25 protein-coding genes and 1 pseudogene are annotated in these 23,740 nt (G+C 69.3%); 11 read left to right on the top strand and 15 right to left on the bottom strand.

The genetic code is table 11. The features are described 5' to 3' along the window. Nucleotides 1-59 precede the first annotated feature (59 nt). Nucleotides 60-947: a LysR family transcriptional regulator gene (locus ACZ6O0_RS31475; protein WP_465768631.1), complete on the top strand. Its 888-nt coding sequence runs from the start codon at nt 60-62 to the stop codon at nt 945-947. Beyond that, complete coding sequence (locus tag ACZ6O0_RS31470) at nt 947-1,870, top strand: cation diffusion facilitator family transporter (RefSeq protein WP_465768630.1); 924 nt, start codon at nt 947-949, stop codon at nt 1,868-1,870. The genes ACZ6O0_RS31475 and ACZ6O0_RS31470 overlap by 1 nt, the downstream gene beginning before the upstream one ends. Here ACZ6O0_RS31470 and ACZ6O0_RS31465 read toward each other — a convergent pair. Continuing rightward, nucleotides 1,861-2,043 (bottom strand): DUF3099 domain-containing protein, encoded by a 183-nt coding sequence (locus ACZ6O0_RS31465; RefSeq protein ID WP_465768629.1) that lies wholly within the window; start codon nt 2,041-2,043, stop codon nt 1,861-1,863. The genes ACZ6O0_RS31470 and ACZ6O0_RS31465 overlap by 10 nt on opposite strands. 1 nt (nt 2,044) lies before the next feature. Beyond that, nucleotides 2,045-2,494 carry a MarR family winged helix-turn-helix transcriptional regulator gene (locus ACZ6O0_RS31460; protein ID WP_465768628.1) on the bottom strand — a complete coding sequence of 150 codons (450 nt, stop codon included), beginning with the start codon at nt 2,492-2,494 and terminating at the stop codon, nt 2,045-2,047. A gap of 124 nt (nt 2,495-2,618) precedes the next feature. On the opposite strand from ACZ6O0_RS31460, the gene ACZ6O0_RS31455 reads away from it, so the two are divergent. Continuing rightward, nucleotides 2,619-3,806, top strand: a complete 1,188-nt coding sequence (locus ACZ6O0_RS31455) for an MFS transporter (RefSeq protein WP_465768627.1) — start codon at nt 2,619-2,621, stop codon at nt 3,804-3,806. Between the two features lie 295 nt (nt 3,807-4,101). Continuing rightward, nucleotides 4,102-4,635 (top strand): annotated as a pseudogene (locus ACZ6O0_RS31450) (S1 family peptidase); the annotation flags it as partial. Nucleotides 4,636-4,671: 36 nt separating this feature from the next. On the opposite strand, the gene ACZ6O0_RS31445 reads toward ACZ6O0_RS31450, so the two are convergent. After that, on the bottom strand, nt 4,672-5,400 hold the full coding sequence (locus ACZ6O0_RS31445; protein WP_465768626.1) for a class F sortase: 729 nt from the start codon (nt 5,398-5,400) through the stop codon (nt 4,672-4,674). Between the two features lies 1 nt (nt 5,401). Next, nucleotides 5,402-6,484, bottom strand: a complete 1,083-nt coding sequence (locus tag ACZ6O0_RS31440; RefSeq protein WP_465768625.1) for a hypothetical protein — start codon at nt 6,482-6,484, stop codon at nt 5,402-5,404. 225 nt (nt 6,485-6,709) lie between these two features. On the opposite strand from ACZ6O0_RS31440, the gene ACZ6O0_RS31435 reads away from it, so the two are divergent. After that, complete coding sequence (locus tag ACZ6O0_RS31435; protein ID WP_465768624.1) at nt 6,710-7,417, top strand: TetR/AcrR family transcriptional regulator; 708 nt, start codon at nt 6,710-6,712, stop codon at nt 7,415-7,417. Here ACZ6O0_RS31435 and ACZ6O0_RS31430 read toward each other — a convergent pair. Genes ACZ6O0_RS31430 through ACZ6O0_RS31420 form a run of 3 tightly spaced genes read right to left on the bottom strand, consistent with a single transcriptional unit; the run spans nt 7,414 to nt 10,977 of the window. Then, complete coding sequence (locus tag ACZ6O0_RS31430; RefSeq protein WP_465768623.1) at nt 7,414-8,901, bottom strand: dihydrolipoamide acetyltransferase family protein; 1,488 nt, start codon at nt 8,899-8,901, stop codon at nt 7,414-7,416. The two genes, ACZ6O0_RS31435 and ACZ6O0_RS31430, sit on opposite strands and share 4 nt — an antisense overlap. After that, nucleotides 8,898-9,884 (bottom strand): alpha-ketoacid dehydrogenase subunit beta, encoded by a 987-nt coding sequence (locus tag ACZ6O0_RS31425; RefSeq protein WP_465768622.1) that lies wholly within the window; start codon nt 9,882-9,884, stop codon nt 8,898-8,900. The genes ACZ6O0_RS31430 and ACZ6O0_RS31425 overlap by 4 nt, the downstream gene beginning before the upstream one ends. Nucleotides 9,885-9,888: 4 nt before the next feature. After that, nucleotides 9,889-10,977, bottom strand: a complete 1,089-nt coding sequence (locus ACZ6O0_RS31420; RefSeq protein ID WP_465768621.1) for a thiamine pyrophosphate-dependent dehydrogenase E1 component subunit alpha — start codon at nt 10,975-10,977, stop codon at nt 9,889-9,891. A gap of 118 nt (nt 10,978-11,095) precedes the next feature. Here ACZ6O0_RS31420 and ACZ6O0_RS31415 point away from each other — a divergent pair, with 118 nt between their 5' ends. Beyond that, nucleotides 11,096-11,584 (top strand): Lrp/AsnC family transcriptional regulator, encoded by a 489-nt coding sequence (locus tag ACZ6O0_RS31415; protein ID WP_465768620.1) that lies wholly within the window; start codon nt 11,096-11,098, stop codon nt 11,582-11,584. Here ACZ6O0_RS31415 and ACZ6O0_RS31410 read toward each other — a convergent pair. Beyond that, nucleotides 11,581-12,549 (bottom strand): LacI family DNA-binding transcriptional regulator, encoded by a 969-nt coding sequence (locus ACZ6O0_RS31410; protein ID WP_465768619.1) that lies wholly within the window; start codon nt 12,547-12,549, stop codon nt 11,581-11,583. The two genes, ACZ6O0_RS31415 and ACZ6O0_RS31410, sit on opposite strands and share 4 nt — an antisense overlap. Nucleotides 12,550-12,627: 78 nt before the next feature. Here ACZ6O0_RS31410 and ACZ6O0_RS31405 point away from each other — a divergent pair, with 78 nt between their 5' ends. Next, nucleotides 12,628-13,944, top strand: a complete 1,317-nt coding sequence (locus ACZ6O0_RS31405; RefSeq protein ID WP_465768618.1) for a Gfo/Idh/MocA family protein — start codon at nt 12,628-12,630, stop codon at nt 13,942-13,944. Nucleotides 13,945-13,951: 7 nt separating this feature from the next. On the opposite strand, the gene ACZ6O0_RS31400 is transcribed toward ACZ6O0_RS31405, so the two are convergent. The 3 genes from ACZ6O0_RS31400 to ACZ6O0_RS31390 all read right to left on the bottom strand — a co-directional run bounded on the left by ACZ6O0_RS31400 (nt 13,952) and on the right by ACZ6O0_RS31390 (nt 16,447). After that, entirely contained in the window at nt 13,952-14,368 is a 417-nt protein-coding gene (locus tag ACZ6O0_RS31400; protein ID WP_465768617.1) for a VOC family protein, read from the bottom strand. A gap of 58 nt (nt 14,369-14,426) precedes the next feature. Then, nucleotides 14,427-15,368 (bottom strand): hypothetical protein, encoded by a 942-nt coding sequence (locus tag ACZ6O0_RS31395; protein ID WP_465768616.1) that lies wholly within the window; start codon nt 15,366-15,368, stop codon nt 14,427-14,429. A 74-nt stretch (nt 15,369-15,442) separates the two neighbouring features. Beyond that, entirely contained in the window at nt 15,443-16,447 is a 1,005-nt protein-coding gene (locus tag ACZ6O0_RS31390) for a magnesium and cobalt transport protein CorA (RefSeq protein ID WP_465768615.1), read from the bottom strand. A 102-nt stretch (nt 16,448-16,549) separates the two neighbouring features. Between ACZ6O0_RS31390 and ACZ6O0_RS31385 the strand changes: the two genes are divergently transcribed. Next, nucleotides 16,550-17,524, top strand: a complete 975-nt coding sequence (locus ACZ6O0_RS31385; RefSeq protein ID WP_465768614.1) for a 2-hydroxyacid dehydrogenase — start codon at nt 16,550-16,552, stop codon at nt 17,522-17,524. Here ACZ6O0_RS31385 and ACZ6O0_RS31380 read toward each other — a convergent pair. From ACZ6O0_RS31380 to ACZ6O0_RS31365, 4 genes are all read right to left on the bottom strand, one after another. Then, complete coding sequence (locus ACZ6O0_RS31380; protein WP_465768613.1) at nt 17,514-18,398, bottom strand: RNA polymerase sigma-70 factor; 885 nt, start codon at nt 18,396-18,398, stop codon at nt 17,514-17,516. The two genes, ACZ6O0_RS31385 and ACZ6O0_RS31380, sit on opposite strands and share 11 nt — an antisense overlap. Before the next feature lie 78 nt (nt 18,399-18,476). Next, nucleotides 18,477-18,986, bottom strand: a complete 510-nt coding sequence (locus ACZ6O0_RS31375) for a DinB family protein (protein ID WP_465768612.1) — start codon at nt 18,984-18,986, stop codon at nt 18,477-18,479. A gap of 5 nt (nt 18,987-18,991) precedes the next feature. Beyond that, the gene (locus ACZ6O0_RS31370) at nt 18,992-19,846 is read right to left on the bottom strand and encodes an alpha/beta fold hydrolase (protein WP_465768611.1); all 855 of its coding nucleotides are present in this window, start codon (nt 19,844-19,846) and stop codon (nt 18,992-18,994) included. Nucleotides 19,847-19,856: 10 nt separating this feature from the next. Next, the gene (locus ACZ6O0_RS31365) at nt 19,857-20,267 is read right to left on the bottom strand and encodes a VOC family protein (protein WP_465768610.1); all 411 of its coding nucleotides are present in this window, start codon (nt 20,265-20,267) and stop codon (nt 19,857-19,859) included. A gap of 108 nt (nt 20,268-20,375) precedes the next feature. Here ACZ6O0_RS31365 and ACZ6O0_RS31360 point away from each other — a divergent pair, with 108 nt between their 5' ends. The 3 genes from ACZ6O0_RS31360 to ACZ6O0_RS31350 all read left to right on the top strand — a co-directional run bounded on the left by ACZ6O0_RS31360 (nt 20,376) and on the right by ACZ6O0_RS31350 (nt 23,729). Continuing rightward, complete coding sequence (locus tag ACZ6O0_RS31360) at nt 20,376-20,750, top strand: VOC family protein (protein WP_465768609.1); 375 nt, start codon at nt 20,376-20,378, stop codon at nt 20,748-20,750. A gap of 130 nt (nt 20,751-20,880) precedes the next feature. Then, nucleotides 20,881-22,845: a heparinase II/III domain-containing protein gene (locus tag ACZ6O0_RS31355; RefSeq protein ID WP_465768608.1), complete on the top strand. Its 1,965-nt coding sequence runs from the start codon at nt 20,881-20,883 to the stop codon at nt 22,843-22,845. An 80-nt stretch (nt 22,846-22,925) separates the two neighbouring features. Then, the gene (locus ACZ6O0_RS31350; protein WP_465768607.1) at nt 22,926-23,729 is read left to right on the top strand and encodes an SGNH/GDSL hydrolase family protein; all 804 of its coding nucleotides are present in this window, start codon (nt 22,926-22,928) and stop codon (nt 23,727-23,729) included. Nucleotides 23,730-23,740: the final 11 nt, after the last annotated feature.

Raw genomic sequence — 23,740 nt, 5'->3', positions numbered from 1 at the left:
TGCTGACCTGCGCGGATAAATCCAAGACATGCTTTTCACGGGAGCCATAAACTGAGTTCATGACAACGCTCAGGCAGCTGGAGTACCTGGTCACCGTCGTCGACCTCGGGTCCTTCACCAAGGCGGCCGAGGCGCTGCACGTGAGCCAGCCGGCGTTGTCGCACCAGATCCGTACGCTCGAACGGTCCGCCGGCGGACCGCTGCTCGAGCGGTTGCCACGCAACGTCCGGCTCACGCCGACCGGCCGCGCGATGTTGCCGCACGCCCGCGCCGCCCTGGCCGACGCGGATCGCGCGCGCTGTGCCGCGCGGCAGGCCGCGGGCCTGGAAGTCGGCGAGTTGCAGATCGCGACGCTGTACTCGATCACGTTGGGAGTGCTGCCTGCGGCGCTCCGCCGCTGGCGGCAGACGTACCCCGAGGTCGGCATCCGCCTGTTCGAGCACCGGCACACCGACGAGCTCATCGCAGCGATGCATGCCGGACAGGCCGACCTCGCCGTCGGCCCCGAGCCGGCCGGCTGGACGGGTGCCGCCCGTACGCTCGGCACCGAAGAACTCGTCGTGGTGGTCGCCGCGGACGATCCCGCGGCGGTCGGCGACACGATCGCGCTGAAGGATCTCGCGGACCGCGCCTGGGTCCACTACACGCCGGGCCACGGGCTGGCCGACGTACTCGATCTTGCTTGTGCACAAGCGGGTTTCGAGCCGCGCGTCGCCGTACGCACCGAGCAGACCGCCGCCGCGCCGGCCCTCGCCGCCGCCGGCCTCGGACCCGCGCTGGTCCCCGACAACATCCTGCCGAAGGATTTCGACGGCCACATCCTGCACCCGGACCCGCCGGTCCACCGCACCCTCACGGCCTACACGCGCGGCGAACCCGACCCGCTCGCCGCCGCCTTCATCGACGTCCTGGTTTGGAGCAGCGCCGGCGCGGGCACGCGGAGTTGATGGCGGAAGAATCCGACGGCACAGTCCTCCTGGCGGGCGCGGCCAACCTCGCGATCGCGATCGCGAAGACCGTCGCCGGCCTGCTGTCCGGGTCGACCGCGCTGCTGGCCGAGGCCGCGCACTCGGTCGCCGACACCCTCAACCAAGCGTTCCTGCTGACCGCGCTCCGGCGCAGCCGCAAACCCGCCGATGCGCGGCATCCGTTCGGCTACGGGATGGAACGGTACTTCTGGTCCCTGCTCGCCGCGGTCGGGATCCTCGTGCTCGGCGCCGGCTTCTCGATCGCCGAAGGTCTGCGGGCTGTGGTCGACCCCGAGCCGATCGCGGCGGTCGCAGTGATCTACTCGGTGTTGGCGCTCTCGTTCGTGTTCGAGGGGACGTCCTGGCTCCGCGCGGTCACCCAGGTACGGCGTGAGGCCCGCGAACACGGCGTGCCTTTCCTGACTCACCTGAAGAACGCCGAGCCGGCGGTGAAGACAGTCGCGTTCGAAGACTCGGCCGCCCTGATCGGCCTGCTGATCGCGGCGATCGGGGTCACGCTGGCCGTCCTCACCGGCCACCACGTCTGGGACGGTACGGCGTCGATCGCGATCGGACTGCTGCTGATCGTCGTCGCGTTCACGCTCGGCCGGGACAACAAGGCCATGCTGATCGGACGCGCGCTGCCGGACGACGTCCAGCGCGAGATTCGCGGCATCATCGACGGTACGCCCGGGATCGAAGGCGTCCTCGAGTTGCTCAGCTTGCGGCTCGCGCCCGACCAGGTGCTCGTGGTGGCGACGGTCGATCTCGCCGACATGCGGACCACGGGCTCGGCGATCGAACAGCTGGCCGAGCGGATCGATGCCGACGTCCGCCGGCAGCACCCGATGGTCCGCCATCTCTACCTGGACCCGACACCCGGTGACCGGGTTCAGTCCTGACCCCAGTTGGCGACGATGACGGCGATGGGTGGGAGGACGGCGGCGACCGCGCTCATGCCGATGGCGGCCGGGATGGAGAAGAAGCGTACGACGAACCAGGCCAGGCCGATCAGGGTCAGGCAGCTGCCCATCAGCCAGTAGTAGAGCTTCCGGTTGTCGTACCGGCGGGCCATCTCAGACCTTCAGTGTCAGCCTGTCCAGGGCGTCGACCAGCGGAGCCAGCTCAGGCAGCTCCGCGGCCTTCGCCAGGGCGGCCGTGAGTACGGCGTCGTGCGTGGGCTGGGCCTGGTCGAGCAGGTCACGGCCGGCCTCGGTGACCTCGGTGTAGATGCCGCGGCGGTCGGTCGGGCACAGGTACCGCTGGAGGAGCTTGCGGTCCTCCAGGCGGTTCACCAGCCGGGTCGTCGCGGACTGGCTCAGCACCACGGCGTTGGACAGCTGGTTCATCCGCAGGTGGTAGTCGTCCTGACGCGCCAGGACGTCGAGCACGCTGTACTCACTCACGGACAGGCCGTGCTGCTTCTGCAGCGCGCGCTCCAGCTCGTCCTCGATCCGGGCGTGCAGGGCGGCCAGGGTTCGCCACCCCTGCGCCCGCGCCTCGGCGGCGTCATCCGGTAGGCCCACGGCTCCTCCACTTGAACTTCACGATTGCATGCGCAATCATAGCGCTTGTGCAATAGCCCGCGTGTGCAACTATCGCGCACGCCGGTAACAGTCATAAGACTACATTCGAGGGAGAGAAGAACCCATGCCCGCGGCATTGCTCGCCTTGGCCATCGGCGCGTTCGGGATCGGGACCACCGAGTTCGTCATCATGGGCCTGCTGCCCGAGGTCGCGACCGACTTCGGCGTCAGCATCCCGTCCGCCGGTCTGCTCATCTCCGGCTACGCGCTGGGTGTGGTGGTCGGCGCCCCGCTGCTCACCGCGATCGGGTCCAAGGTGTCCCGCAAGACCGTGCTGATCGCGCTGATGGGCGTCTTCATCGCGGGCAACCTGCTGTCCGCGGTCGCTCCGTCGTACGGCGTTCTGATGACCGGACGGATCGTGGCCGCGCTGTCCCACGGAGCGTTCTTCGGAGTCGGCTCGGTGGTCGCGGCATCGCTCGTACCGAAGGCGAAGCAGGCCAGTGCGATCGCGCTGATGTTCACCGGGCTGACCGTGGCGAACGTGCTCGGTGTCCCGGGCGGAACCGCGCTCGGGCAGCAGTTCGGCTGGCGGTCGACGTTCTGGGCGGTGACCGCGCTCGGTGTGATCGGGCTGCTCGGCATCGTCTTCCTCGTCCCGCGGCAGGACACGTCCGAGGGGCCGGGGCTGCGGAGTGAGCTGGCGGTGTTCGGCAGCGTGCAGGTGTGGCTGGCGCTGGCGATGACCGCACTCGGGTTCGCCGGGGTGTTCGCGTCGTTCACCTACATCGCGCCGATGATGACCGAGGTCGCGGGCTTCTCGGCCGGCACGGTGACCTGGTTGCTCGTCCTGTTCGGTGGCGGACTGGTCGTCGGGAACCTGCTCGGCGGGAGGGCGGCGGACCGGTCGCTGATGCCGAGTCTGTACGTGATCCTCGCGCTGCTGGCCGCCGTACTGGTCGCCTTCGTGTTCACCGCCCACGGGCAGGTGTCGTCCGCGGTCACGATCGCGGTGTTCGGCGCGGCCGGGTTCGCCACGGTGGCGCCGTTGCAGAAGCGGGTGATGGACAAGGCGAAGGGCGCGCCGGCACTGGCCTCCGCGGCCAACATCGCGGCCTTCAACCTCGGCAACGCGGCCGGCGCGTACCTCGGTGGGCTGACCATCGAGCACGGCCTCGGCTACACCGCCCCCAACTGGGTCGGCGCCGCCCTCGCCGTCTCCGGCCTGCTCGTCGCCCTCGTCTCCGGCCTGCTGGATCGCCGTCACACGCCGGCCCGCGTCTCCTCGCTGCTGCCTGAAGGAAGCTACTGATGATGCCCCAACTCGGGTACGGCGTCTTCCAGCTCCCGAACGACGAGGCGGGTGTCGGCCAGGCACTGGTTGCCTCCAGCACCGGCCCCGACCCGGTCGCCTTCAACGTGGCCTAGCGGGTCACTGTGGTCGGGGTGACACAGGGATGACCCGTCACCGATGTGCCCGGTCAAACGCTTGCTCCACTCCCCGTGGCCGTACGACTCTTCTCAGTCATGGGGTCGCACCGCCCTGGCGACCCACGACCACCCTGGAGTGTGAGGCATGACAGGAAAGCTCAAGCTGCGTCACTCAGCCGATCAGCACCTACACGGCGATCCAGGGCCGGGACAGCCTCAACACCACGGCCGGCAAGACCTCGAAGATCTCCAAGATCTGGAAGGACCCGCAGTACGGGCGTCAGCCGGGTCACGACGTCGCCGTACTGACTCTGACCACGCCGTTCACCGGAGTCGCCACCCTGCCGCTCGAGTCGAGCCGGTCCGCCGATGCGGTCGGTGCACAGTCGACCGTCTACGGCTGGGGCGACACCGAGGGCACCGGGCTGGCGGACCGGTTCCAGAAGGTCCTCGTGCCGGTGCTGGGCGACGCGTACTGCGGTGACGTCTACGCCGGTGAGGGGTACGTCGCCAACGGCGAGATCTGCGCCGGTTACAAGCAGGGTGGCAAGGACTCCTGCCAGGGCGACTCCGGCGGACCGCTGGTCCTCAACGGCCGCCTGTTCGGCGTCGTCTCGTGGGGCATCGGCTGCGCCGACGCCGGCAACCCGGGTGTGTACGCGGAGGTCGCGACGTACTACTCGGCCCTGACCGCTCAGATCAACAGCTGAGCTCAGAATGGCGGCCGGTCCACGGGGACCGGCCGCCTACCTTTTGGGGGTGGCGATCACGACGGCGTTGCTCAGGTAGGCCGTGCCGTCCCAGTCGGCGCAGGTGACGAGGACCAGGCGGCCGGGGACGACTTGGCTGAAGAGCTGCTGCGCCTGCTTGGCCAGGGCCTTCTTGCGGTACGTGGTCACGGACGAGACCACGTAGCTGATCGTGCCGCGCCGGGTTGTCACCGTGACCGCGTCACCGGCGGTCAGTTGGTCCAGGTCGTCGAAGGCGCCGCCGCCGGTGTGCACGGTGTGGCCGGTGATGACGGCCGAGCCCTTGGTCGCGCCGGGCCGGGCGCCGTCGGACCACCAGCCGACGAGCAGTGGATTCGACGGCGGGATCAGCGAGCCGCTGCGGGCGCGGATCGCGAGCACCCGGGCGGACACGCCGAGGCTGGGCACCGAGACCCTGATCGGGTCCACGGGCCGGGCCGGCGTCGTACTCAAGACTTCCTTCGGCACCACGGACTGCCGCGGGCTCACAGGCTGCGACGACGAGGGCGCACCTGGTACGGCGGACGTCGTACCAGGCTGCGTCGCTTCGCTCGACCTGGCTGCGGACGTGGGGCCGGCAGTTGTCGGCTGCCGGCCCGCGTCGGTGTCACTCGTCCTGAACTGCAGGTAGCCGCCAGTCAGGAGCAGTACGGCGCCGACCGCCAGGGCCGCGATCGTCCATCCGGACGACCGGGCGCGGCCCGGGCGGCGACGCTGCGTCGACATGTCAGCCGGCGTGCTGACCGCGGGTCTGCCGCGACTTCAGGATCCCGGCGAACACGAGCACACCACCCAGCAGGAGCAGAGCCCCACCCCAGACGCTCTGGTGCGTGGTGACCGCCGAAGTGAGCTTGAACCCACCCGACTGGCCGGCGTCGACCTCGGTCGGCACCGGAACCGGCGTCTCCGACGGCGACGTCGACACGGACGGCGTCTCGCTCGGGGTCGCGGTCGGCGACTCGGACGGCGTTTCGCTCGGGGTCTCCGACGGGGTCTCGCTCGGAGTCTCGGACGGCGTTTCGCTCGGAGTCTCGGACGGCGTTTCGCTCGGGGTCTCGGACGGCGTTTCGCTCGGAGTCTCGGACGGCGTTTCGCTCGGAGTCTCCGACGGCGTTTCGCTCGGGGTCTCCGACGGCGTTTCGCTCGGGGTCTCCGACGGCGTCTCGCTCGGGGTCTCCGACGGCGTCTCGCTCGGCGTCTCCGACGGGGTCTCGCTCGGCGTCTCGGACGGGGTTTCGCTCGGAGTCTGCGACGGGGTCTCGCTCGGAGTCTCCGACGGAGTTTGCGTCGGCGTCGGCGTCGGGGTCGCGGTGACCTTCTTGACGCAGAAGTTGAGGTGGCTGATGCCGTAGTACTTGTCGTTGTTCGAGTTCACCGGCGGGTGCAGGCCGACGTCCGCGGTCTTCCCGGTCGGCTGGTAGTTGTAGTAGTTCGCCGCCGGACCGCCCTTGACCAGCACGGCGAGCACGACGCCGCCGGTGGCGGTGAAGTCGACCACCTGGCCGCCGGTCTGGTCACCGGGGTGGTCCGGGTCGTCCGCCTGCAGGATGCGCTCGGTCCAGGTGACCGTCACGCCGTCCGCGGTGCCCGAACCCGGCGTCGGCGGGTCGAACTTGATCTCGGTCGAGCCCGGGATCACGTTCTCGCAGGTCGGGTTGCCGTCGATGATCTCGCCGCTCGCCGAGGCGGACGGCGCCAGTGCCAGCGTGACGCCGCCGAGCGCGAGCGCCAGCGCGCCGACGCTGCTGAGCAGCGGGACGGCGCGGGATCGCTTCGAGCGCACGCGCGCGTCCGCAGATGTGTCGTTCACAAGACTGTCCTCACCCCATGGTCGAGGCCGATCGGACTGACCGGCCGGTGCCGACGCATCCGCCCCCAGACCGAGCACGCAAGCGCGCACTCGAGTCCTGCCCCCGGGACGCTCGACCACGGCATTCTCTGGCCCCAGGAGGTCCTGTGCAAGCTGAACAGGCCCGACACGCCGCTGAAACAGTGTCTTCTTTTGAAGAACAGTGTTTTCGCTATGCTCTCGCGGGTGACGCGCGAGGCGGATCAGAAGACGGTGCTGGGGTCGGTGTGGCTGCGGGACGAGCCGGAGCCGACGCGGGCGCGGCTGGGCCGCGACGACATCGTTCGTACAGCGATCAAAGTGCTGGACCGGGAGGGTCTGGACGCGTTCTCGATGCGGATGATGGCGACCGAGCTCGGGACCGCCGCGACGTCGGCGCTGTACTGGCGGATCGCCAACAAGAACGACCTGCTCGAGCTCGCGGTCGACGAGGTGCTCGCGGAAGCGCTCGTACCGGCGGATTACCCGGACTGGCGTGACCAGGTGACTGTGGTGGTGCAAGCGGCGTACCACGCGTTGTGGGAGCACCCGTGGGCTCCGCAGCTGCTCGCGTCGCACGCCGGGCTCGGGCCGAACTACCAGGCGCTCACTGATCGTGTGCAGACGATCCTGAAGACGGCCGGGTTCAAAGGCGCGCATCTGGACTCGGCGGTGTCGGCGATCTTCCACTACCTGATCGGGTCGGCGGTCACCGACTCGGCGTGGGCGGCCGTCATCCGGCGGAGCGGGATGAACGAGTTCCGGTGGGCGAGCGAGGCCGGCGGTCAGCTCGGGCTCGACGCGGCCAGTCTCGCGGCGTACCTGAACCGCAAGAGCCTGGCCGGTCCGGAGGCCCGCTTCTCCTCGGGCCTCCGGGTCATCCTGATCGGCCTGCGGCCGCGGGAGCTGTCCTAGAGATCGGCGAAGGCGGACGCCGGGTTCTCGAAGGCGTCGGCGACGAAGCGGAGGAACGCGGCCGCCGTACCGCCGTCGCAGACCCGGTGGTCGAACACGAGCGACAGCTGGGTGAGCTTGCGGATCGCGAGCTCACCGCCGACCACCCACGGGCGATCGATGATCCGGCCGACGCCGAGGATCGCCACCTGCGGGTGGTTGATGATCGCCGCGCTCCCGTCCACGCCGAAGCTGCCGTAGTTGTTCAGCGTGAACGTCCCACAACCGAGCTCGTACGGCGTGAGCCGGCCGGCGCGCGCGGATTCGGTGAGCCGGCGGATCTCGGCGTCCAGCTCGCGTGTGGTGAGCCGGTGTGCGTTCGCGACGGCCGGGACCATCAGACCGCGGTCGGTCTGCGTGGCCAGGCCGAGGTTGACGCCGTCGTACTGGACGAGCTCTTGTCTCTCGGTGTCGACGTACCCGTTGAGCTCTGGGAACTTCAACAGGCCGGCCACGACGAAGCGGCTCATCAACGCCAGCAGGCCCGGGCCGGAATCCTTTGCCGAGCGCAACGATTCCCTGAGGTCGACGAGGGCGGTCGCGTCGACGTCCACCCAGGTGGTCGCCTCCGGGATCTCCGCGCGGCTCCGGCTCAGGGTCGCCGCCACGGCCTTGCGGAACCCACTCATCGGCTCCCGCCGCAACTCGGGCAACCCGGTCCGGGACTCCAGCTCCTGGACTTGGGCTTGCGGCGTCTCGAACCTCGCCGCGATCGCCCGCTCAACATCCCGCCGCACGATCAAGCCACCTTCACCCGATCCCGCCAACGTCTTCAAATCCACGTCAGCATCCCGAGCCAACCGCCGAACCAAAGGCGAAACCACCAAAGGCACGGCACTCCGCGCCGGGTTGGCGAAGGTGCCGCCCGCCGGGCTGGCGGATGCGGCGCTCCGCGCCGGGTTGGTGGAGGTGCTGCCGAGCGCCGGGTTGGAGGCGGCGTTGCGCGCCGGGTCCGTGGGGGCGGCGCTGCGCGCCGGGTCGGTCGGGGCGGCTGGACCCGCCGGCTGGTGCTGTGGGCGGGGTTTACGGCGGCGGCCGGAGGTGGCGCCGGCGCCCGTGCCGTAGCCGATGAGGACGTTGCCTGAGCCGGCACGCTCCTCCTGCCGGTAGGCCTCGCCCGCCTGGTCCGGTCCTGGCTGGGTCGGCCCGGCGCCGGCTGGCTTCGGCTGGGCGGCTGCCGGGTTGTTCCCGCGGTGCGTGGGTGCTGGGGTCACCTCGGTGATGGTGATGATGGGTTTGCCTACGGGGACGGTGGTGCCTGGGTCGCCGTGGAGTTCCTCGACCACACCGGCGTAGGGGCAGGGGAGTTCGACCAGGGACTTGGCGGTTTCTACTTCGGCGATGGGTGTGTCGACGGTGATGACGTCGCCGACCTTCACCAGCCAGCGGACGATCTCGGCCTCCGTCAAGCCTTCGCCGAGGTCGGGGAGGAGGAACGTGTTCACGAATCCTCCCACTGCAGGTCGTCGACGGCGTCGAGGATGCGGTCCACGCCGGGGAGCTGGTACTTCTCCAGCTTCGGCGGCGGGTACGGGATGTCGAACCCGGTCACCCGCCGGATCGGCGCGGCCAGCGAGTGGAAGCAGCGTTCGGTGACCCGGGCAACGATCTCCGACGACACGCTCGCGAACCCGCTGGCCTCCGCGACCACGACAGCCCGCCCGGTACGCCGTACCGCCGCGCACACCGTCTCGTCGTCGAACGGCACGATCGACCGCAGATCCACCACGGTCAGCTGCCGGCCCTCCGCCGCGGCAACCTCGGCCGCCTCCAGCGCGATCGGCACCGACGGCCCGTACGCGATCAGCGTCGCGTCCGCACCCTCCCGCCGTACGACGGCCGTCCCGATCCCCGGCTGCTCCTCGGTGAGATCGACCTCTTCCTTGGCCCAGTAGAGCTTCTTCGGCTCCATGAATACCACCGGGTCCGGGAACTCGATTGCCTTGCGCAACAACGTGTACGCGTCGGCAACGGTGGCCGGGGCAACGACCGTCAGTCCGGGCGTGTGCGCGTAGTAGCTCTCGGACGAGTCACAGTGGTGCTCGACGCCGCCGATCCCGCCGGCGTACGGCATCCGGATCACCATCGGCAGCGTGATCCGGCCGCGGGTCCGGTTCCGCATCTTGGCGACGTGCGAGACGATCTGCTCGAACGCCGGGTACCCGAACGCGTCGAACTGCATCTCGACCACCGGCCGCATCCCGTTCATCGCCAGCCCGACCGCCATCCCGACGATCCCGGACTCGGCCAACGGGGTGTCGAAGCAACGATTCTCGCCGAACTCCGCGGTCAGCCCGTCGGTGATCCGGAAAACACCGCCGAGCGCACCGACATCCTCACCGAACATCAGCACGGAGTCGTCGGCCTTCATCGCGTCGCGCAGCGCCTGGTTGAGCGCCTGGGCCATCGAGATCTTCATGTGCGTCATGAGCTCAGGCCTCCTCTCGCGCCAGCTCGTCGCGCAGGAACGCAGCCTGCTCCCGCAATTGCTGCGTCTGCTCGGTATAGAGATGCGCAAAGAGGTCGTCCGGATCCACGCTCGGCTCCGGCATCAGACCGTCGCGCAGCGCGTCGGCGACCTGCGCCGCCGACGCCTCCGCCCGCTGCCTGACCGCGTCGTCAAGCAACCCCTCCTGCGTGAGGTAAGCCTCGAGCCGCTTGATCGGATCGCGATCCAGCCAGGGCGTCACCTCGTCCTCGGTGCGGTACCGGGTCGCGTCGTCGGCGTTCGTATGCGCCTGCACACGATACGTGTGCGCTTCGACGAGCTGCGGACCCTCACCCGCGCGTGCCCTGTCCACAGCCTGTCCGAGTACGGCGAGCAGGCCGGCCAGATCGTTGCCGTCGGCCCGTTCTCCGGGGATGCCGTACCCGATGCCCTTGTGCGCCAGCGACGGCGCAACGCTCTGCCGGGCGAGCGGCACCGAGATCGCGTACTCGTTGTTCTGGATGAAGAAGACCACCGGCGCGTGGAAGACCGCGGCGAAGTTGAGCGCCTCGTGGAAGTCGCCCTCACTGGTCCCGCCGTCGCCGCAGAGCGCCATCACCACCGTGTCCTCGCCCTTCAGCCGGGCCGCGTGCGCGACCCCGACCGCATGGGTGAGCTGGGTCGCGAGCGGCGTGGACTGCGGCGCGACGTGGCGCGCGTACGGGTCGTAGCCCGAGTGCCAGTCGCCGCGGAGGAGGGTCAGCGTCTCGATCGGGTCGACGCCGCGGCTCACGATCGAGACCGTGTCGCGGTACGTCGGGAACAGCCAGTCGCCCTCGCGCAGCACCATCGTGGCCGCGACCTGGCAGGCCTCCTGACCGTGCGACGACGGGTAGACGGCGAGCCGGCCCTGGCGGACGAGCGCGCTGGCCTGGTCGTTGATCCGGCGGCCCTTGATCAACTGAACGTAGCCGTCGACCAGGGCTTCCTTGGTGGGCAGCCGGTACGACGGGTGGTCGTGCGGTACGCCGTCCTGGTCGATCAACCGGACGGGTTCCGCGGAGGGGAGCAGGCGCTCCTCGACGGTGGTCATGGACCCTCCTGCGCAGGGAGACGGGCGGTGGCCTCATCGTCGTACTTCTGGCCAATCGGATCCAGACCTGGAAGAATCACGAGACGTTTGGCCCGGAACGGCGTTCAGGAGGAGCACGATGTCCGAAGAGGTGATGGTCCACCGGGCCGGTCCTGGACAGATGGTCGTCGCCCCGGCGCTGGACGAGGTCGATCGGCAGATCATCGAGGCGCTGGGACGCGACGGACGGCTCTCGATCCGGGCCCTCGCGGACCAGGTCCACATCTCCCGCGCGAACGCCTACGCCCGGGTCGAGCGGCTCACCACGGACGGGGTGATCACCGGTTTCACGGTCACGGTCGACCCACTCAAGCTGGGTCTCGCGACGTCGGCGTACGTCACGCTCAGTCTCCGCCAAAGCTCGTGGCGAACCCTCCGGCAGCAACTCCAGGCGATCCCCGAGATCAAGCACATGGCACTCGTCGGTGGCGACTTCGACGCGATCCTCCTCGTCCGCGCCGCCGACAACGAGGGCCTCCGCCGAGTAGTCCTCGAAAAACTCCAAGCCATCCCCGAAGTCCTCGCCACCCGAACCGCCCTCATCTTCGAGGACCTCGGAACCCTCTAGCAGCCGCAGGAGCGCCGGAGGATGAGTTCGGCTGGGAAGGTGGTTGCCTTCACCGTGGTTGGGCCGTCAATGAGGTGGGCTACCGCATGCTGGGCCATGCGTTCCAAGGGTTGGCGGATGACAGTGAGAGGCGGCCAGGTGTATTCGGTTTCGGCGGTGCCGTCGAAGGCTACTAGGGCTACGTCTTCGGGGACTTTGAGGCCGGCCTCGTGGAGGGCTCGGAGGGTGCCTACTGCTTGGAGGTCGGAGCTGGCGAAGATCGCGGTCGGGCGGTTTGTTGCTGCGAGCAACTGCTGGGCGGCCGTGTAGCCGCCGGGGCGGCTGAAGGTGGTGCGGGCGATGGGGCCGTCGGGCAGGCCCGCCTGACGGAGTGCGTCCCGCCAGCCGAGTTCGCGTTCGCCGCCCGGTGGACCACCGATCACCAGGCCGATGCTGCGGTGGCCGTGCTCGATCAGGTGCTTGACGCCGGCGCGGGCACCGGCGCGGTACTGCGGGCGGACCGAGCTGACCGTCGGCAGCACCCGGTTGATCGCGACCACCGGGATCTCGGCGTCACTGAGGTCCGGCGCCTCGCTCGGCGCGACCAGCAGCAGACCGCTCACCTGGCGGGCCAGCAATTCCGCGACCTTCGCCTGTTCGGTCGCCGGATCGCCGTCGGCTCCGGTTTGGAGGACTACGTAGCCGCGGGCCGAGGCTTCCTTGTCGATGGCCTTGGCGAGCTCGGCGAAGAGCGGGTTGCCGCCGTCCGGCGTGATCAGGCCGAAGGTCCGCGTCGTACCCATCCGCAGCGCGCGGGCGGTCGCGTTCGGCCGGTAGCCGAGCACCCGGATCGCCTCCAGGACGCGCTGCCGGGTCTCCGGCGCCACCGGTCGCGGACCTTCGTTCACCACGTAACTGACCACCGCCGTGCTGACCCCGGCGTACTGCGCCACGTCGTTCCGGGTGACGGGGGTGGGCTTCGGCATGTGCCGATAGTACGACCCTTGACCGGCCGGAAAGCGATTGCTAGCGTGCGTGTTCTACACGAGTAGAAGGAGTCCTTCGTGCCCAGACGCTATGCAGTCGCCGGGACCGGATCGCGGGCGCGGTCGTACGTCCACGCCATCCTCGAGGAGCATCCGCAGGAGGCACAGCTGGTCGCGCTGCTCGACCCGAACCCGGGCCGCCTCGCGTTCCACGACCGCTCCATCCGCGAGCTCGGCGGACCGGAGCTCCCGCAGTACGGCGCCGACGACCTGGAACGGATGGTCAAGGAGCAGTCGGTCGACCGGGTGGTCGTGACGAGTCCCGACTACACGCACGCCGCGGTCGTCTCCCGGCTGCTGCGCGCCGGCGCGGACGTGATCGTGGAGAAGCCGCTGACGATCGACGCCGACGGCACCCGGGAGATCGTCGACGCGATGACCGAGTCCGGCAAGTCCGTGGTCGTCACCTTCAACTACCGGTACTCCCCGCGGAACAGCGCACTGCGGCAGCTGATCGCGGACGGCGAGATCGGGACCGTGACCAGCGTCGAGTTCCAGTGGGTGCTCGACACCCGGCACGGCGCGGACTACTTCCGCCGCTGGCACCGCGAGAAGAAGAACTCCGGCGGCCTGATGGTGCACAAGGCGTCCCACCACTTCGACTTGGTGAACTGGTGGATCGCCTCGACGCCGACCAAGGTGTACGCGTCCGGCGGCCTGTTCTTTTACGGCGCCGACAACGCGGCCGCTCGTGGCCTTGGGCAACGACCTGAGCGCGGCACGATCGATGGCTCTGCCAACGATCCGTGGCTGCTGGACCTCCGCACCGACGAGATCAACCGGCAGCTCTACTGGGAGAGCGAGCAGTACGACGGCTACCGCCGCGACCAGGACGTGTTCGGCCCGGGCATCACGATCGAGGACAACATGGCCGTGGTCGCGGAGTACGCGAACGGCGCCCGGCTGAGCTACTCGCTCAACGCCCACTCACCGTGGGAGGGGTACCGGGTCTCGGTCAACGGCACCGAGGGCCGCGCCGAGCTCGAGGTGGTCGAGCGGGCCGCGGTGATCGACGACCAGATCGACCCGAGCTACCCGTCGGAGCGCGTGGTCGCCGGAGACGTGCGATCCGACGGTGAGCGGCTGGTCCTGCAGAAGCACTGGGCCTCGGCGGTCGAGGTCGAGATCCCGCGGGGCGAGGGCGGTCACGGCGGTGGTGACCGGCTGATCTACTCCGACCTGTTCGCCGGCCCCGGCAACGATCCCCTCGGCCGCGCGGCCGATGTGCACGACGGCGTACGCGCGGTCGCCGTCGGCATCGCCGCCAACCAGTCGCTGGCCACCGGTCAGCCGGTCGTGATCGCCGACCTGAACCTGGGCGGCTGGACCCAGTAGTCCAGCACTACCAGGTGGTGGGGAGCCCCGGGCGGTGGGTGCCGAACGTCCATTCGTAGCCTTCGGGATCGGAGACGCGGCAGCGGTAGTTGCCCCACTCGGTCATCGCCGGTTCCCAGATCGACTCGGCGCCGGCCGCGACCGCCGTGGCGTGGACGGCGTCGACCTCGGCCTGGTTGTCGAAGGCGATGTAGGCACCGTGGCCGACGGTGTCGCCCTTGCGGGTCGGCCGGTCGTAGCCCTCCTCGTCGGTGAAGAGGGTGAAGGCGACCCCTCCGTACCGCATCTCGGCGTGCATGATGCCGCCCTTGTCGTCGGGGACCTCCATCGTGGTCTCGAACCCGAAGGCCTTCTCCAGCCAGCGGAGTGCGCCGGCCGCGTCGCGGTAACCGAAGTACGCGTGGAACGTAGCTGTGTTGGTCATGACTCCAGCATCGATCGGGTAGCGGACAGGAGCTGGCCGCTACCCGATCGAAGTGGAACTACTTGCGGAACTGAGCCGGGCCGAGGACCTGCCAGCCCTTGGCCGTCGGGGTCTTGATCGAGCTGAGCGGCATGCTGAACGTGTGCACCAGCCGGTTCGGCCGGCTGATCGCCCAGAATGTCGGGTGCCGCGGGTCCGACCGGTCCCACGCGATGCCCTGACCCTGGACGTCCGGGAGGTCGACGGTCGCGATCCAGCGCAGCTCGGCGCCGGCCGTCGGGAGCTCCATCACGTACGCCTCACCGAGGTCGTGACCGGTCAGCCAGAGCCGGCCGTCCGGACCCCACGAGCCGCCCGAGTTCGACATCGGCTTGAACCGGTCGAGGATCGGCTTCGGGATCGTGTACGACGCGAGCGGCTGGAACTTGTCGTTCAGCTTCACGATCTGGGTGTTGTAGGTCTGGCCGTACGGCTCGCCCGTCTCGTCCGAGATGTCGTCATAGTTCGCGAACCCGGCCCACCACGCACCGTTGTGCCAGTCGAGCCAGGTGAGCGACCCGCGGTAGATGCCGAACGAGTACGAGTCGATGTGCCGCATCGTCTTGGTGTCGAACACCTCGATCGAGCTCTCCATCGGCCAGTCGGAGTAGTTCGAGTGGACGGCGTACAGCTTGGTACCGACCACCACTCCGCTGTCCATGTGGATGAACGGTCCGTCGGTGTCGCCCGCGAACTGCAGCAGCGGCTCGCCGGTCTTCCGGTCGTGCTTGGTGATCGTGCGGTTGTTGACCGCGTAGAAGTACTTCGCGTCGACGGCGACCGCCTGGTTGGCGTCGAAGGCCGGGTACGACGTCAGCGGTGTCGCGGCGTACGTCGGGGGCTCGGCGACGGCCGCCGCGACAGTAGGAGCCTGGGCCGTGGGACGGGCCGCCGAGGCGGGTGGGAGCGCCACGGCGGCCAGAACGGTCGTCGCGACGATGAGGGCGGGGAGCTTTCGCATCACAACCTCCGAGGGAGTGGATCGTGCTCTCCGACCCTCGGGTCATCGTCGGAACACCGCGTGAATCTGATGCGTCAGGTAGCTTGCCGGCGGACGGCCCGCTGCCGCCAGAACCACATCGCCAGCGCCACGCACGGCACCACCAGCCCACCGATGCCGAGCGCGAGGAAGTCCCACTCGGCGCCGATGTGGTCGACCAGCCAGCCGAAGTTCTGACCGAAGAACCCGGTCACGAAGGTCAGCGGCAGGAACACCGTGGCCAGGATGGTCAGCTGCTCGATGGTCGCGTTCTGCCGGACGCTGACCTTGGTCTGCTCGACTCCGATCACCGCCATGTTCGCCTCCAGCACGGTGGCGAGCAGGTCGCGTTGCGCGGCGACCTCCTCGTTCACCAGCACCAGGTGGTCGTGCACGTCGCGGAAGTACGGCAGCAGCTTGGTCTCCCGGGCACCGCGTTCGACGGTCGCGAGGACGGAGAGCAGCGGGTGGACGGCCCGGTAGAAGTCGGTCACCTCGCGGCGCAGCGAGTAGATCTGCTCGGTCGGCGCGACGGCACCGGCGAACACGGTCTGCTCGACCTGCTCGATGTCGCGCTCCAGCTCGGCCACGACCGGGCCGTAGCCGTCCACGACCTGGTCGAGGATCGCCCAGAGCACCGAACTCGTGCCGGTCTCGAGCAGTTCGGGGCGCTGCTCGAGCCGGATCCGGGCGCCGTGCAGGTCGCTGGCCACGCCCTGGCGGACGGTGATCACGAACGCCGGCCCGACGAACACGCTGACCTCGCCGAAGTCGACTTCCTCGCGCTCGTCGTCGTACCGGGCGGTGCGCAGGATGACCAGCTCGACGTCGCCCTCGTACGGCTCCACCTTGGGCCGCAGATGGAACGTCTGCGCGTCCTCGACGGCCAGCTCGTGCAGGCCGAAGCTGTCTCTGACCTGTTTCAGTTCGGCGGCGGTGGGCTCGAACATGCCCAGCCAGACGAACCCGCCCGTCTTGCAGTGGGTCGCGGCGTCCTCGACCGACATCGCCTCGACGTGCTGGCGAAGTCCGTCCCGGTAGTAAGCGCAGTCGATGATCATGGCTGACCTCCTCCCCCGATCGTCGTACCGACCGGCGACAGGAAATAGGGTTGGGCGGGAAAGCGGCGGTGAACAGCGGTTTCGTGGCGGTGAGGAGAACCCGTGGGACGACCAGTGGTACTGATGCCCGGACCGATGCACCCGGCGGTCGCGGAGGGCCTGGCCGATCACTGTGAGTTGATCAGGCTGTGGGAGGAGAGCGACCCGGACGCCGTCCTCGCCGCCCGCCGCGACGAGATCGTTGCCGTCGCCACCGGCGGTACGCCGATCGACGGCGCGTTCCTCGACCGGCTGCCCGCGGTCCGGCTGGTGGCCAGCTTCGGCGTCGGCTACGACCGGATCGACGCGACCGCCGCGGCCGAACGCGGCGTCGTCGTGACGAACACTCCGGGCGTGCTGGACGACGAGGTCGCGGACACTGCTCTTGGTCTGCTGCTGATGACCGTCCGTGAACTGCCGCAGGCCGAGCGGTACCTGCGCGAGGGCAAGTGGCAGCGGGACGGTGCGTACCCGTTGACCCGGGCAACGATGCACGGCCGCCGGATGGGCATCCTCGGCCTCGGCCGGATCGGTCAGGCGATCGCCGACCGGGCCGAGCCGTTCGGCATCTCCGTCGCCTACCACAACCGCCGCCGCAAGGACGTCGGCTACCGCTACTACCCGTCGCTGGTGGAGATGGCCCGCGACGTCGACATCCTGATGATCGTCATCCCCGGCGGCGACGGCACCCGCCACCTCGTCGACGCCGAGGTGCTGAAGGCGCTCGGCCCGGAGGGCATCGTGATCAACGTCGCTCGCGGCTCGGTCGTCGACGAACAGGCGCTGGTCGACGCCCTGCGGACCAACACCATCCTGTCCGCCGGGCTGGACGTCTTCGAGCACGAGCCCGCGGTCCACCCGGACCTGCTGACGCTCCCGAACGCCGTACTCCTCCCGCACGTGGGATCCGCGACGATCCCCACACGGACCGCGATGGCGAACCTGGTCGTGGACAACCTGCGCAACTGGCTGACCCACGGCACACCGCTGACGCCGGTCCCTGAATCGGCCGCCCTGGTCCGGGGGCTCAGCGGCTGAGGGTGACCTCCTGCTCCAGCCCGGTCAGCTTGTGCGGGTTGCGAACGACGTACATCCCGCTGATCAGCCCGTCCTCGACGCGTAGCGCCATCACGCTGTCGAACTCCCCCTCGATCCCGAGGAGGAGCGCGGGCTGACCGTTGATCTGGGTCAGCCGGCTCTGGGTTTTGGCCAACCGCCCCAGCCCGGAGCCCAGCAGGCTCGCCACCTGGTCGATCCCCACGATCGGCTCGAGGAAGGCCTGGACGACTCCGCCACCATCGGCGAGGAAGACCACATCCGGCGCGAGCACGTCGACCAGGCTCTGCAGGTCGCCGGTGTTGACGGCCCGCTGGAACGCCTCGATCGCGTCGCGGGTCTGGTCGAAGGAGACCGTGCCGCGGGGCCGGCGCGCGGCGACGTGCTCGCGAGCCCGGTGGGCGATCTGGCGGACCGCGGCCGGCGTCTTGTCGACGGCCTCCGCGATCTCGTCGTACTCCAGGCCGAAGACCTCACGCAGGACGAAGACGGCCCGCTCGGTCGGCTTCAGGGTCTCCAGCACGAGCATCATCGCCATCGAGACGCTGTCGGCGAGCTCGACGTCCTCGGCCACGTCCGGTGCGGTCAGCAGCGGTTCGGGCAGCCAGGGGCCGACGTACGACTCCCGGCGGCGGCCGAGGGTCCGCAGCCGGGAGAGCGCCTGGCGGCTGGCGATCCGGACCAGGTACGCGCGCTGGTCACGCACCGTACTGAGATCGACGTCGACCCACTTCAGCCACGTCTCCTGCAGCACGTCCTCGGCGTCGGCCGCGGAGCCGAGCAGCTCGTACGCGACCGTGAACAGCAGGTTGCGATGGGCAACGAACGCCTCGGTGGCCTGGTCGGTGCCGGACATGGGTGACTCCTCTACGCCTTCGACGGTGTCACCCACCCGACGCCGCAGCCCGCCGTTTTGTGACATCCGGGCCGAAACTCACTTCTCGGGGAGGTCCCAGATCCGCCCGGTGGTCCAGGCGTACTCCCAGGCCTGGATGTCCGGCGGCTCGATGCCGAGGCCGGTCAGGATGGCGCAGACCTGCTCGCGGTGGTGGTTGGCGTGGTTGATCGCCTGGGCGATGAAGATGCCCACCCGGGTCCCGCGGGTGTTGTTGTCGACGATGATGACCCGCTCGACGTCGATCGGCTTCGCGAGGAACTCCTCCCAGACCGCGCCGGCCTCGTCGTTCCAGCGCTCGAGCGTGTCGAAGTCCGGGGTGCCCTCGCTGTCCACGAACGCGAGCGGGGTGTCGGCGATCCGGCGGACATAGCTGCCGTCGCACCGGACGATGTGGTCGAGCGTCGCCACGATCCCGCCGTACGTGCCGACGCCGGTGATCTCGAGCTGCTCGGGCGTCAGGTCCTGCGCGCGACAGAACTGGATCAGGCTCTTCGTCGCCCAGTTGTTGTGCCGGATCGGGTCGTACAACACGTCGTTGAGTCCCATGCGCGTCACGCTAGCCGCAAAGCGGTGAGGATCTCCTCCCAGTTTTCGTGCAGTACGGCGAGATGCGTCGTCCGCTCGCGGATGACCAGAGTCGCCTGTGGGATGCGCTCGGCGAGCCAGTGGCCGTTGCGGACCGAGGCGTTCCGGTCGAGCTCGCCGTACCAGAGGAAGGCTGGGCACTGGACGCGGTCCGGGCGGAAGTCCCAGGCCCGGAAGGAGATCGCGGCGTCGCGGAGATAGCCGTCCGGATTCACCAGCGCCTCCCGGACAGAGGCGGCGATCGCGCTGACGGATCCGAGGCGGGTGACGAGCTCCGCGTCGCGTGGGTCCAGTTCCGCGAGGAAGCGGCGGGCCAGCGCCGCGTCGTCCGGGTCGGCGGGCTTCACCTGGGCGACGTACGCCTCGAAGTCGGCGCGCATGGTCTCGACCGCCTCGTCCGGTGTCAGCCGGGCGAGGCGGCTGAAGAACTCCTGCTGCGGCGGGTCGAGGTCGTCGCGATGGTACGGCGGGTCGAGCTCGGGCACGCTCGCCGGTGCCGCGGCCACCCCGACCGCGGTCACCCGGTCCGGATACCGCGCCGCGCACGCCAGCGCGTACGGCCCGCCGATCGACATGCCGAGCACGGCGAACCGCTCGATCCCGAGCCGATCCGCCACGGCCGCGACGTCGTCCGCCACCGACTCATGCGTCGACGCGTACGCCGCGGATTCGCCGTACCCGGGCCGGTTGACCGCGACCAGCCGTACGCCGGTCCGCCGAGCGGCCGCGTCACCGGGATACGCGGCGTGCCTGCTGTCAGGGCAGCCGTGCAGGAAGACGACGGCGGCACCGTCCGGCGCGCCGCCGTCCCACCACTGCAACGTCCCGCGCTCAGCCGGCGGCCGCGATGTTCACCATCCAGTTGATGCCGAACTTGTCCTGGACCATGCCGAACTCGTCGCCCCACATCTGCTTCTCCAGCGGGACCGTGACCTTGCCGCCCTCGGACAGCTTCTCGTAGTAGCCGCGCAGCTCGTCGCCGTCGCCGCTGAGGCTGATCGAGATGTTCTCGCCCGGGGTGTACGGCATGCCCTGCGGGGTGTCGGCCGCCATCAGCGTGAAGCCGCTCGGCGTCTCGAGCTGGCTGTGCATCAGCTTGTCGTCGTCGTCCGGGCCGTGGCTCGCGCCGAACTCCTTGAAGGTGTTCGACGACACCTCACCGCCGAAGACTCCCTGGTAGAACTCCATCGCCGCTCGCGCATTGCCGTCGAACTGAATGTACGGATTGAGCCGTGACGCCATCGGAACTTTCCTTCCCCCAACCTGGAAACCGCTCTTGGCCCGCACAGTAGACCCGGCCACCGACAGTCCGCGACCCCTGGCCGGCCCCGGTCCGGTTAAGGTCGCGCCATGATCCTGCGACACATCACGATCGATGCCGGAAACCCCTACGAACTCGGGAAATTCTGGAGTACCGTCACCGGCTGGCCGCTCGGGGACGACGACGCACCTGGCGACGACGAGGTGCTCGTGGTGGCCCCGGCGCCGGTCCCCGGCATGCTGTTCATCGCCGTTCCGGAGTCGAAGTCGGTGAAGAACCGGGTCCACATCGACTGGGTCCCGACCGAGCGCACGCGCGACGAGGAGGTCGAGCGCCTGGTCTCGCTCGGCGCCACCATCCACGAGGATCACCGCCGTCCCGAGGGTCCTGGCTGGGTCACCATGAAGGACCCGGAAGGCAACGAGTTCTGCGTCGAGCGCAGCGAAGCCGAACGCGCCGCCTGACCACTGGCACGCACCGCGCGTGAGCACCTCACTACGCACGGCCCCACCCGGAAAAATGTTGTAACTTTCTCCCGCCGATCGACATCTAGCGGTTGGAAGAGTCTGCACTGCCGCTCGGGGGAGCGGCTTCATGGTGGGGGAACACATGCGCAAGTGGATAGCGATGCTCGGTGTGCTGGCAGCGGCCGGCGTGGGCGGCGTCGCGGCGGCGGGTTCGGTCGTGGCGGCCGGGCCCGCGACTCCTGGACCGGGGATCGCGATCGCGGCCGACCTGCCCGAGCCCGAGGGGGCACAGTTCGTGCCGGGAGCAAGCAACGTGGTGCCGGCGGCAACCAAGTCCGCCAGCAGCGCGGGCCAGCCGAAGGCGAGGGCGCTGACGGCGTCCGGCGGCACCTACACCTGCCCGGGCTTCAGCACGGTGGACGACGCGACGCCGCTGTCGTCGGTGCTGCAGGACACCTACTCCTGGGGAGGGTTCAAGCCGTACAAGGTCGGTGACGGCACCGGCAACATCAACTGGAAGCTGAACCCGTACAACAACCCCAGCTGGTACATGTGGCTCCACTCCCTGCGGTGGATCGGTCAGGGGATCACGGCAGCCGGTCAGGGCGACACGGACGCCCTCACGCACGTGACGGCGATCGTGCACGACTGGGTGCTCGACAACCCGTATTCCTGGAAGGCGGACATCGGCGCCTGGGAATCCACCATGCACCGCACCAACGTGCTTCTGTGCACCCGGGAGGCGGTCCTGGCCGGGCTCAACGTCAGCACCCTGCCGCCGGAGTACCAGTGGCTCGACGCCGCGCTGGTCGACCACGCCACGTTCCTGGTCAACAACTGGAGTGGCGCCTGGAACCACGGCACGGACGAGAGCATCGCCCTGTTCGGCGTCGGCTGCACGCTCGACGAGCCCGACTACATGAACCTCGCGGTCAGCCGGCTCGGGGCCGGGATCACCACCTCGATCGACGCGCAGGGCTCGACCAACGAGCAGTCGACGGCGTACGCACAGTTCAACTACTCGCTCTGGGGTCGCGCGGTCGACGTCCTGCGGGCCTGCGGCGCCGACCCCGGTACGACGATCACCGAACGACGGGCGCTGCTGGCGAACTGGATCGCGCTCGCCACCGACTCCCGGGGAATTCTCCACCAGATCGGCGACTCCGAGCTCGTGCGTACGGCGCCTGTCGCCGACACCCCACTCCAGTACGCCGGAAGTCTCGGGGTCAGCGGGATCGCACCGACCGACCGCGTCGGCGTGTACTCGGCCGGCTACGTGTTCGGCCGATCCGGATGGGGTCCGGCGTTCTCCGCCCAGGCGTCGTACAGCATCCGGTACGGACCGGCGCGGGCTTTGCACGGCCACAGCGACCACATGTCCGTCACGTACACGGCCGGCGGGCGGGACGTCGTGATCGACGGCGGTCACGCCGGGTACCAGAACGACATGTGGCGGACCTGGGCGAAGAGCCCGTTCGCACACAGCGTGATGACGACACCGATGTCGCCGGATCTCAACCCGGCGACCAAGCTGACCCGCTCCGCGGTGAACCAGTCGTCGGACTTCTACGAGTTCTCCGACGTTCCCGGGACCGGGATCAGCCGGGTGCGCGCCGTACTCGTGCTGCGGAACCCGGACCTGCTCGTCACGCTGGACCGCGGCTCGGCGAAGAAGGCACAGCAGTTCCAGACGCTGTGGCACCTGCCGTCCGACCAGACGGCCTCGGTGTACTCGCGGACGACGGCGCTCGCGCAGAAGCCGGGTGACGCGACCCGGACGATCCTGTTCCAGGTGCCCTACCGGCAGGCCCTGCCGCCCGGCGCGATCCTGCTCAAGCAGGCGCAGACCGCGCCGATCCAGGGCTGGACCTACCCGACGATCACCTCCCGGCAGTCGGCGCCGACCCTGATGTTCGCGCGCTCCGGGACGACGGCGTCGATCCTGTCCTTCGTCGCACCGGTGCGGTCCAGCAGTTCGGTGCTTTACAGCACCCGCTGGTCGGGTACTACGTACATCGTCGACCTGACTGTGGCCGGCGTACGGACCTCGATCGGCATCACCGCGGGTGGGTCACTCGTCCGCCTCGGGTGAAGTTCGGATCGGGTTGCAACGATTCCCACAGTTCATCGCGTCAGGAAAGATGAGGAGACTGTGGGAGGGGGGTACTGGGGGTGCTGAAGCACAGGCTCCGTGAGAACGTGATCGCGCCCGGGATCGCCATCGTGGTGACCTGTGCGGTGTTCACGCTGATCGGTGGCCTGCTGGTGCTGCTCGAGCCACGCTCGCCCAACGCCGCATCGTCGACCAGCATCATCAGCTCCGGGACCACCGCCGCCGTGCCGGGCCACTACGGGTCCGGCACGCTCGGCCCGTGGCAGAACCTGCTCCGGCGGATCTCGCCCGAGGACCAGATCCGCGACACCCTCACGTTCAACGGGATCTTCATGTTCGGCGACAGCATCGCCGTCCAGGACGGAACGGAGCTCGAGCAGGAGCTGGCGGACCGGACCGGCGACTCGATCGCCGTCCACAACTGGTCCGGCCAGCCGGCGTCGGCGTCCGTCGACGCCCTCGCGGACTGGTCGCGGACCTACGGCCTGCCCGGGCGGATCGTGATGGCGGTCGGCACCAACGACATCTTCGACCCGCCGGCGTTCGGGGCGCAGGTGGAGCGGGCGATGGCGATCGCCGGGCCGAAGCGGACGGTGTACTGGGTGGACGTCGAGGTCAGCCGGTTCCGTCAGTCCGCCGAGGTGCAGGCCGCCGATCGGGCCAACAGCGCGTGGATCAACCAGCAGCTCGAGGAGGCCGCGGCGCGCCACCCCAACCTGCGGATCATCCACTGGGCCGAGTTCCTGAACACGCGGCCCGAGGGCCTGGGGAAGTATCTGCGCGACGGCGTCCACACCACCGAGCCGGTCGGCCGGAACGCCCGCAACGAACTGATCGCCGACGCCATCCAAGGCAGCCCGTGAGGATGGCAACC

The organism is Kribbella sp. NPDC048837 (assembly GCF_055586945.1).
This window is presented reverse-complemented; position numbering and strand designations above follow the sequence as displayed.

Coding starts and splice junctions, on each gene's coding strand:
- ACZ6O0_RS31475 (WP_465768631.1), top strand. CDS start 60: ATGACAACGCTCAGGCAGCTGGAGTACCTGGTCACCGTCGTCGACCTC.
- ACZ6O0_RS31470 (WP_465768630.1), top strand. CDS start 947: ATGGCGGAAGAATCCGACGGCACAGTCCTCCTGGCGGGCGCGGCCAAC.
- ACZ6O0_RS31465 (WP_465768629.1), bottom strand. CDS start 2,043: ATGGCCCGCCGGTACGACAACCGGAAGCTCTACTACTGGCTGATGGGC.
- ACZ6O0_RS31455 (WP_465768627.1), top strand. CDS start 2,619: ATGCCCGCGGCATTGCTCGCCTTGGCCATCGGCGCGTTCGGGATCGGG.
- ACZ6O0_RS31445 (WP_465768626.1), bottom strand. CDS start 5,400: ATGTCGACGCAGCGTCGCCGCCCGGGCCGCGCCCGGTCGTCCGGATGG.
- ACZ6O0_RS31425 (WP_465768622.1), bottom strand. CDS start 9,884: ATGACGCACATGAAGATCTCGATGGCCCAGGCGCTCAACCAGGCGCTG.
- ACZ6O0_RS31420 (WP_465768621.1), bottom strand. CDS start 10,977: ATGACCACCGTCGAGGAGCGCCTGCTCCCCTCCGCGGAACCCGTCCGG.
- ACZ6O0_RS31415 (WP_465768620.1), top strand. CDS start 11,096: ATGTCCGAAGAGGTGATGGTCCACCGGGCCGGTCCTGGACAGATGGTC.
- ACZ6O0_RS31410 (WP_465768619.1), bottom strand. CDS start 12,549: ATGCCGAAGCCCACCCCCGTCACCCGGAACGACGTGGCGCAGTACGCC.
- ACZ6O0_RS31400 (WP_465768617.1), bottom strand. CDS start 14,368: ATGACCAACACAGCTACGTTCCACGCGTACTTCGGTTACCGCGACGCG.
- ACZ6O0_RS31395 (WP_465768616.1), bottom strand. CDS start 15,368: ATGCGAAAGCTCCCCGCCCTCATCGTCGCGACGACCGTTCTGGCCGCC.
- ACZ6O0_RS31390 (WP_465768615.1), bottom strand. CDS start 16,447: ATGATCATCGACTGCGCTTACTACCGGGACGGACTTCGCCAGCACGTC.
- ACZ6O0_RS31380 (WP_465768613.1), bottom strand. CDS start 18,398: ATGTCCGGCACCGACCAGGCCACCGAGGCGTTCGTTGCCCATCGCAAC.
- ACZ6O0_RS31375 (WP_465768612.1), bottom strand. CDS start 18,986: ATGGGACTCAACGACGTGTTGTACGACCCGATCCGGCACAACAACTGG.
- ACZ6O0_RS31365 (WP_465768610.1), bottom strand. CDS start 20,267: ATGGCGTCACGGCTCAATCCGTACATTCAGTTCGACGGCAATGCGCGA.
- ACZ6O0_RS31360 (WP_465768609.1), top strand. CDS start 20,376: ATGATCCTGCGACACATCACGATCGATGCCGGAAACCCCTACGAACTC.
- ACZ6O0_RS31355 (WP_465768608.1), top strand. CDS start 20,881: ATGGTGGGGGAACACATGCGCAAGTGGATAGCGATGCTCGGTGTGCTG.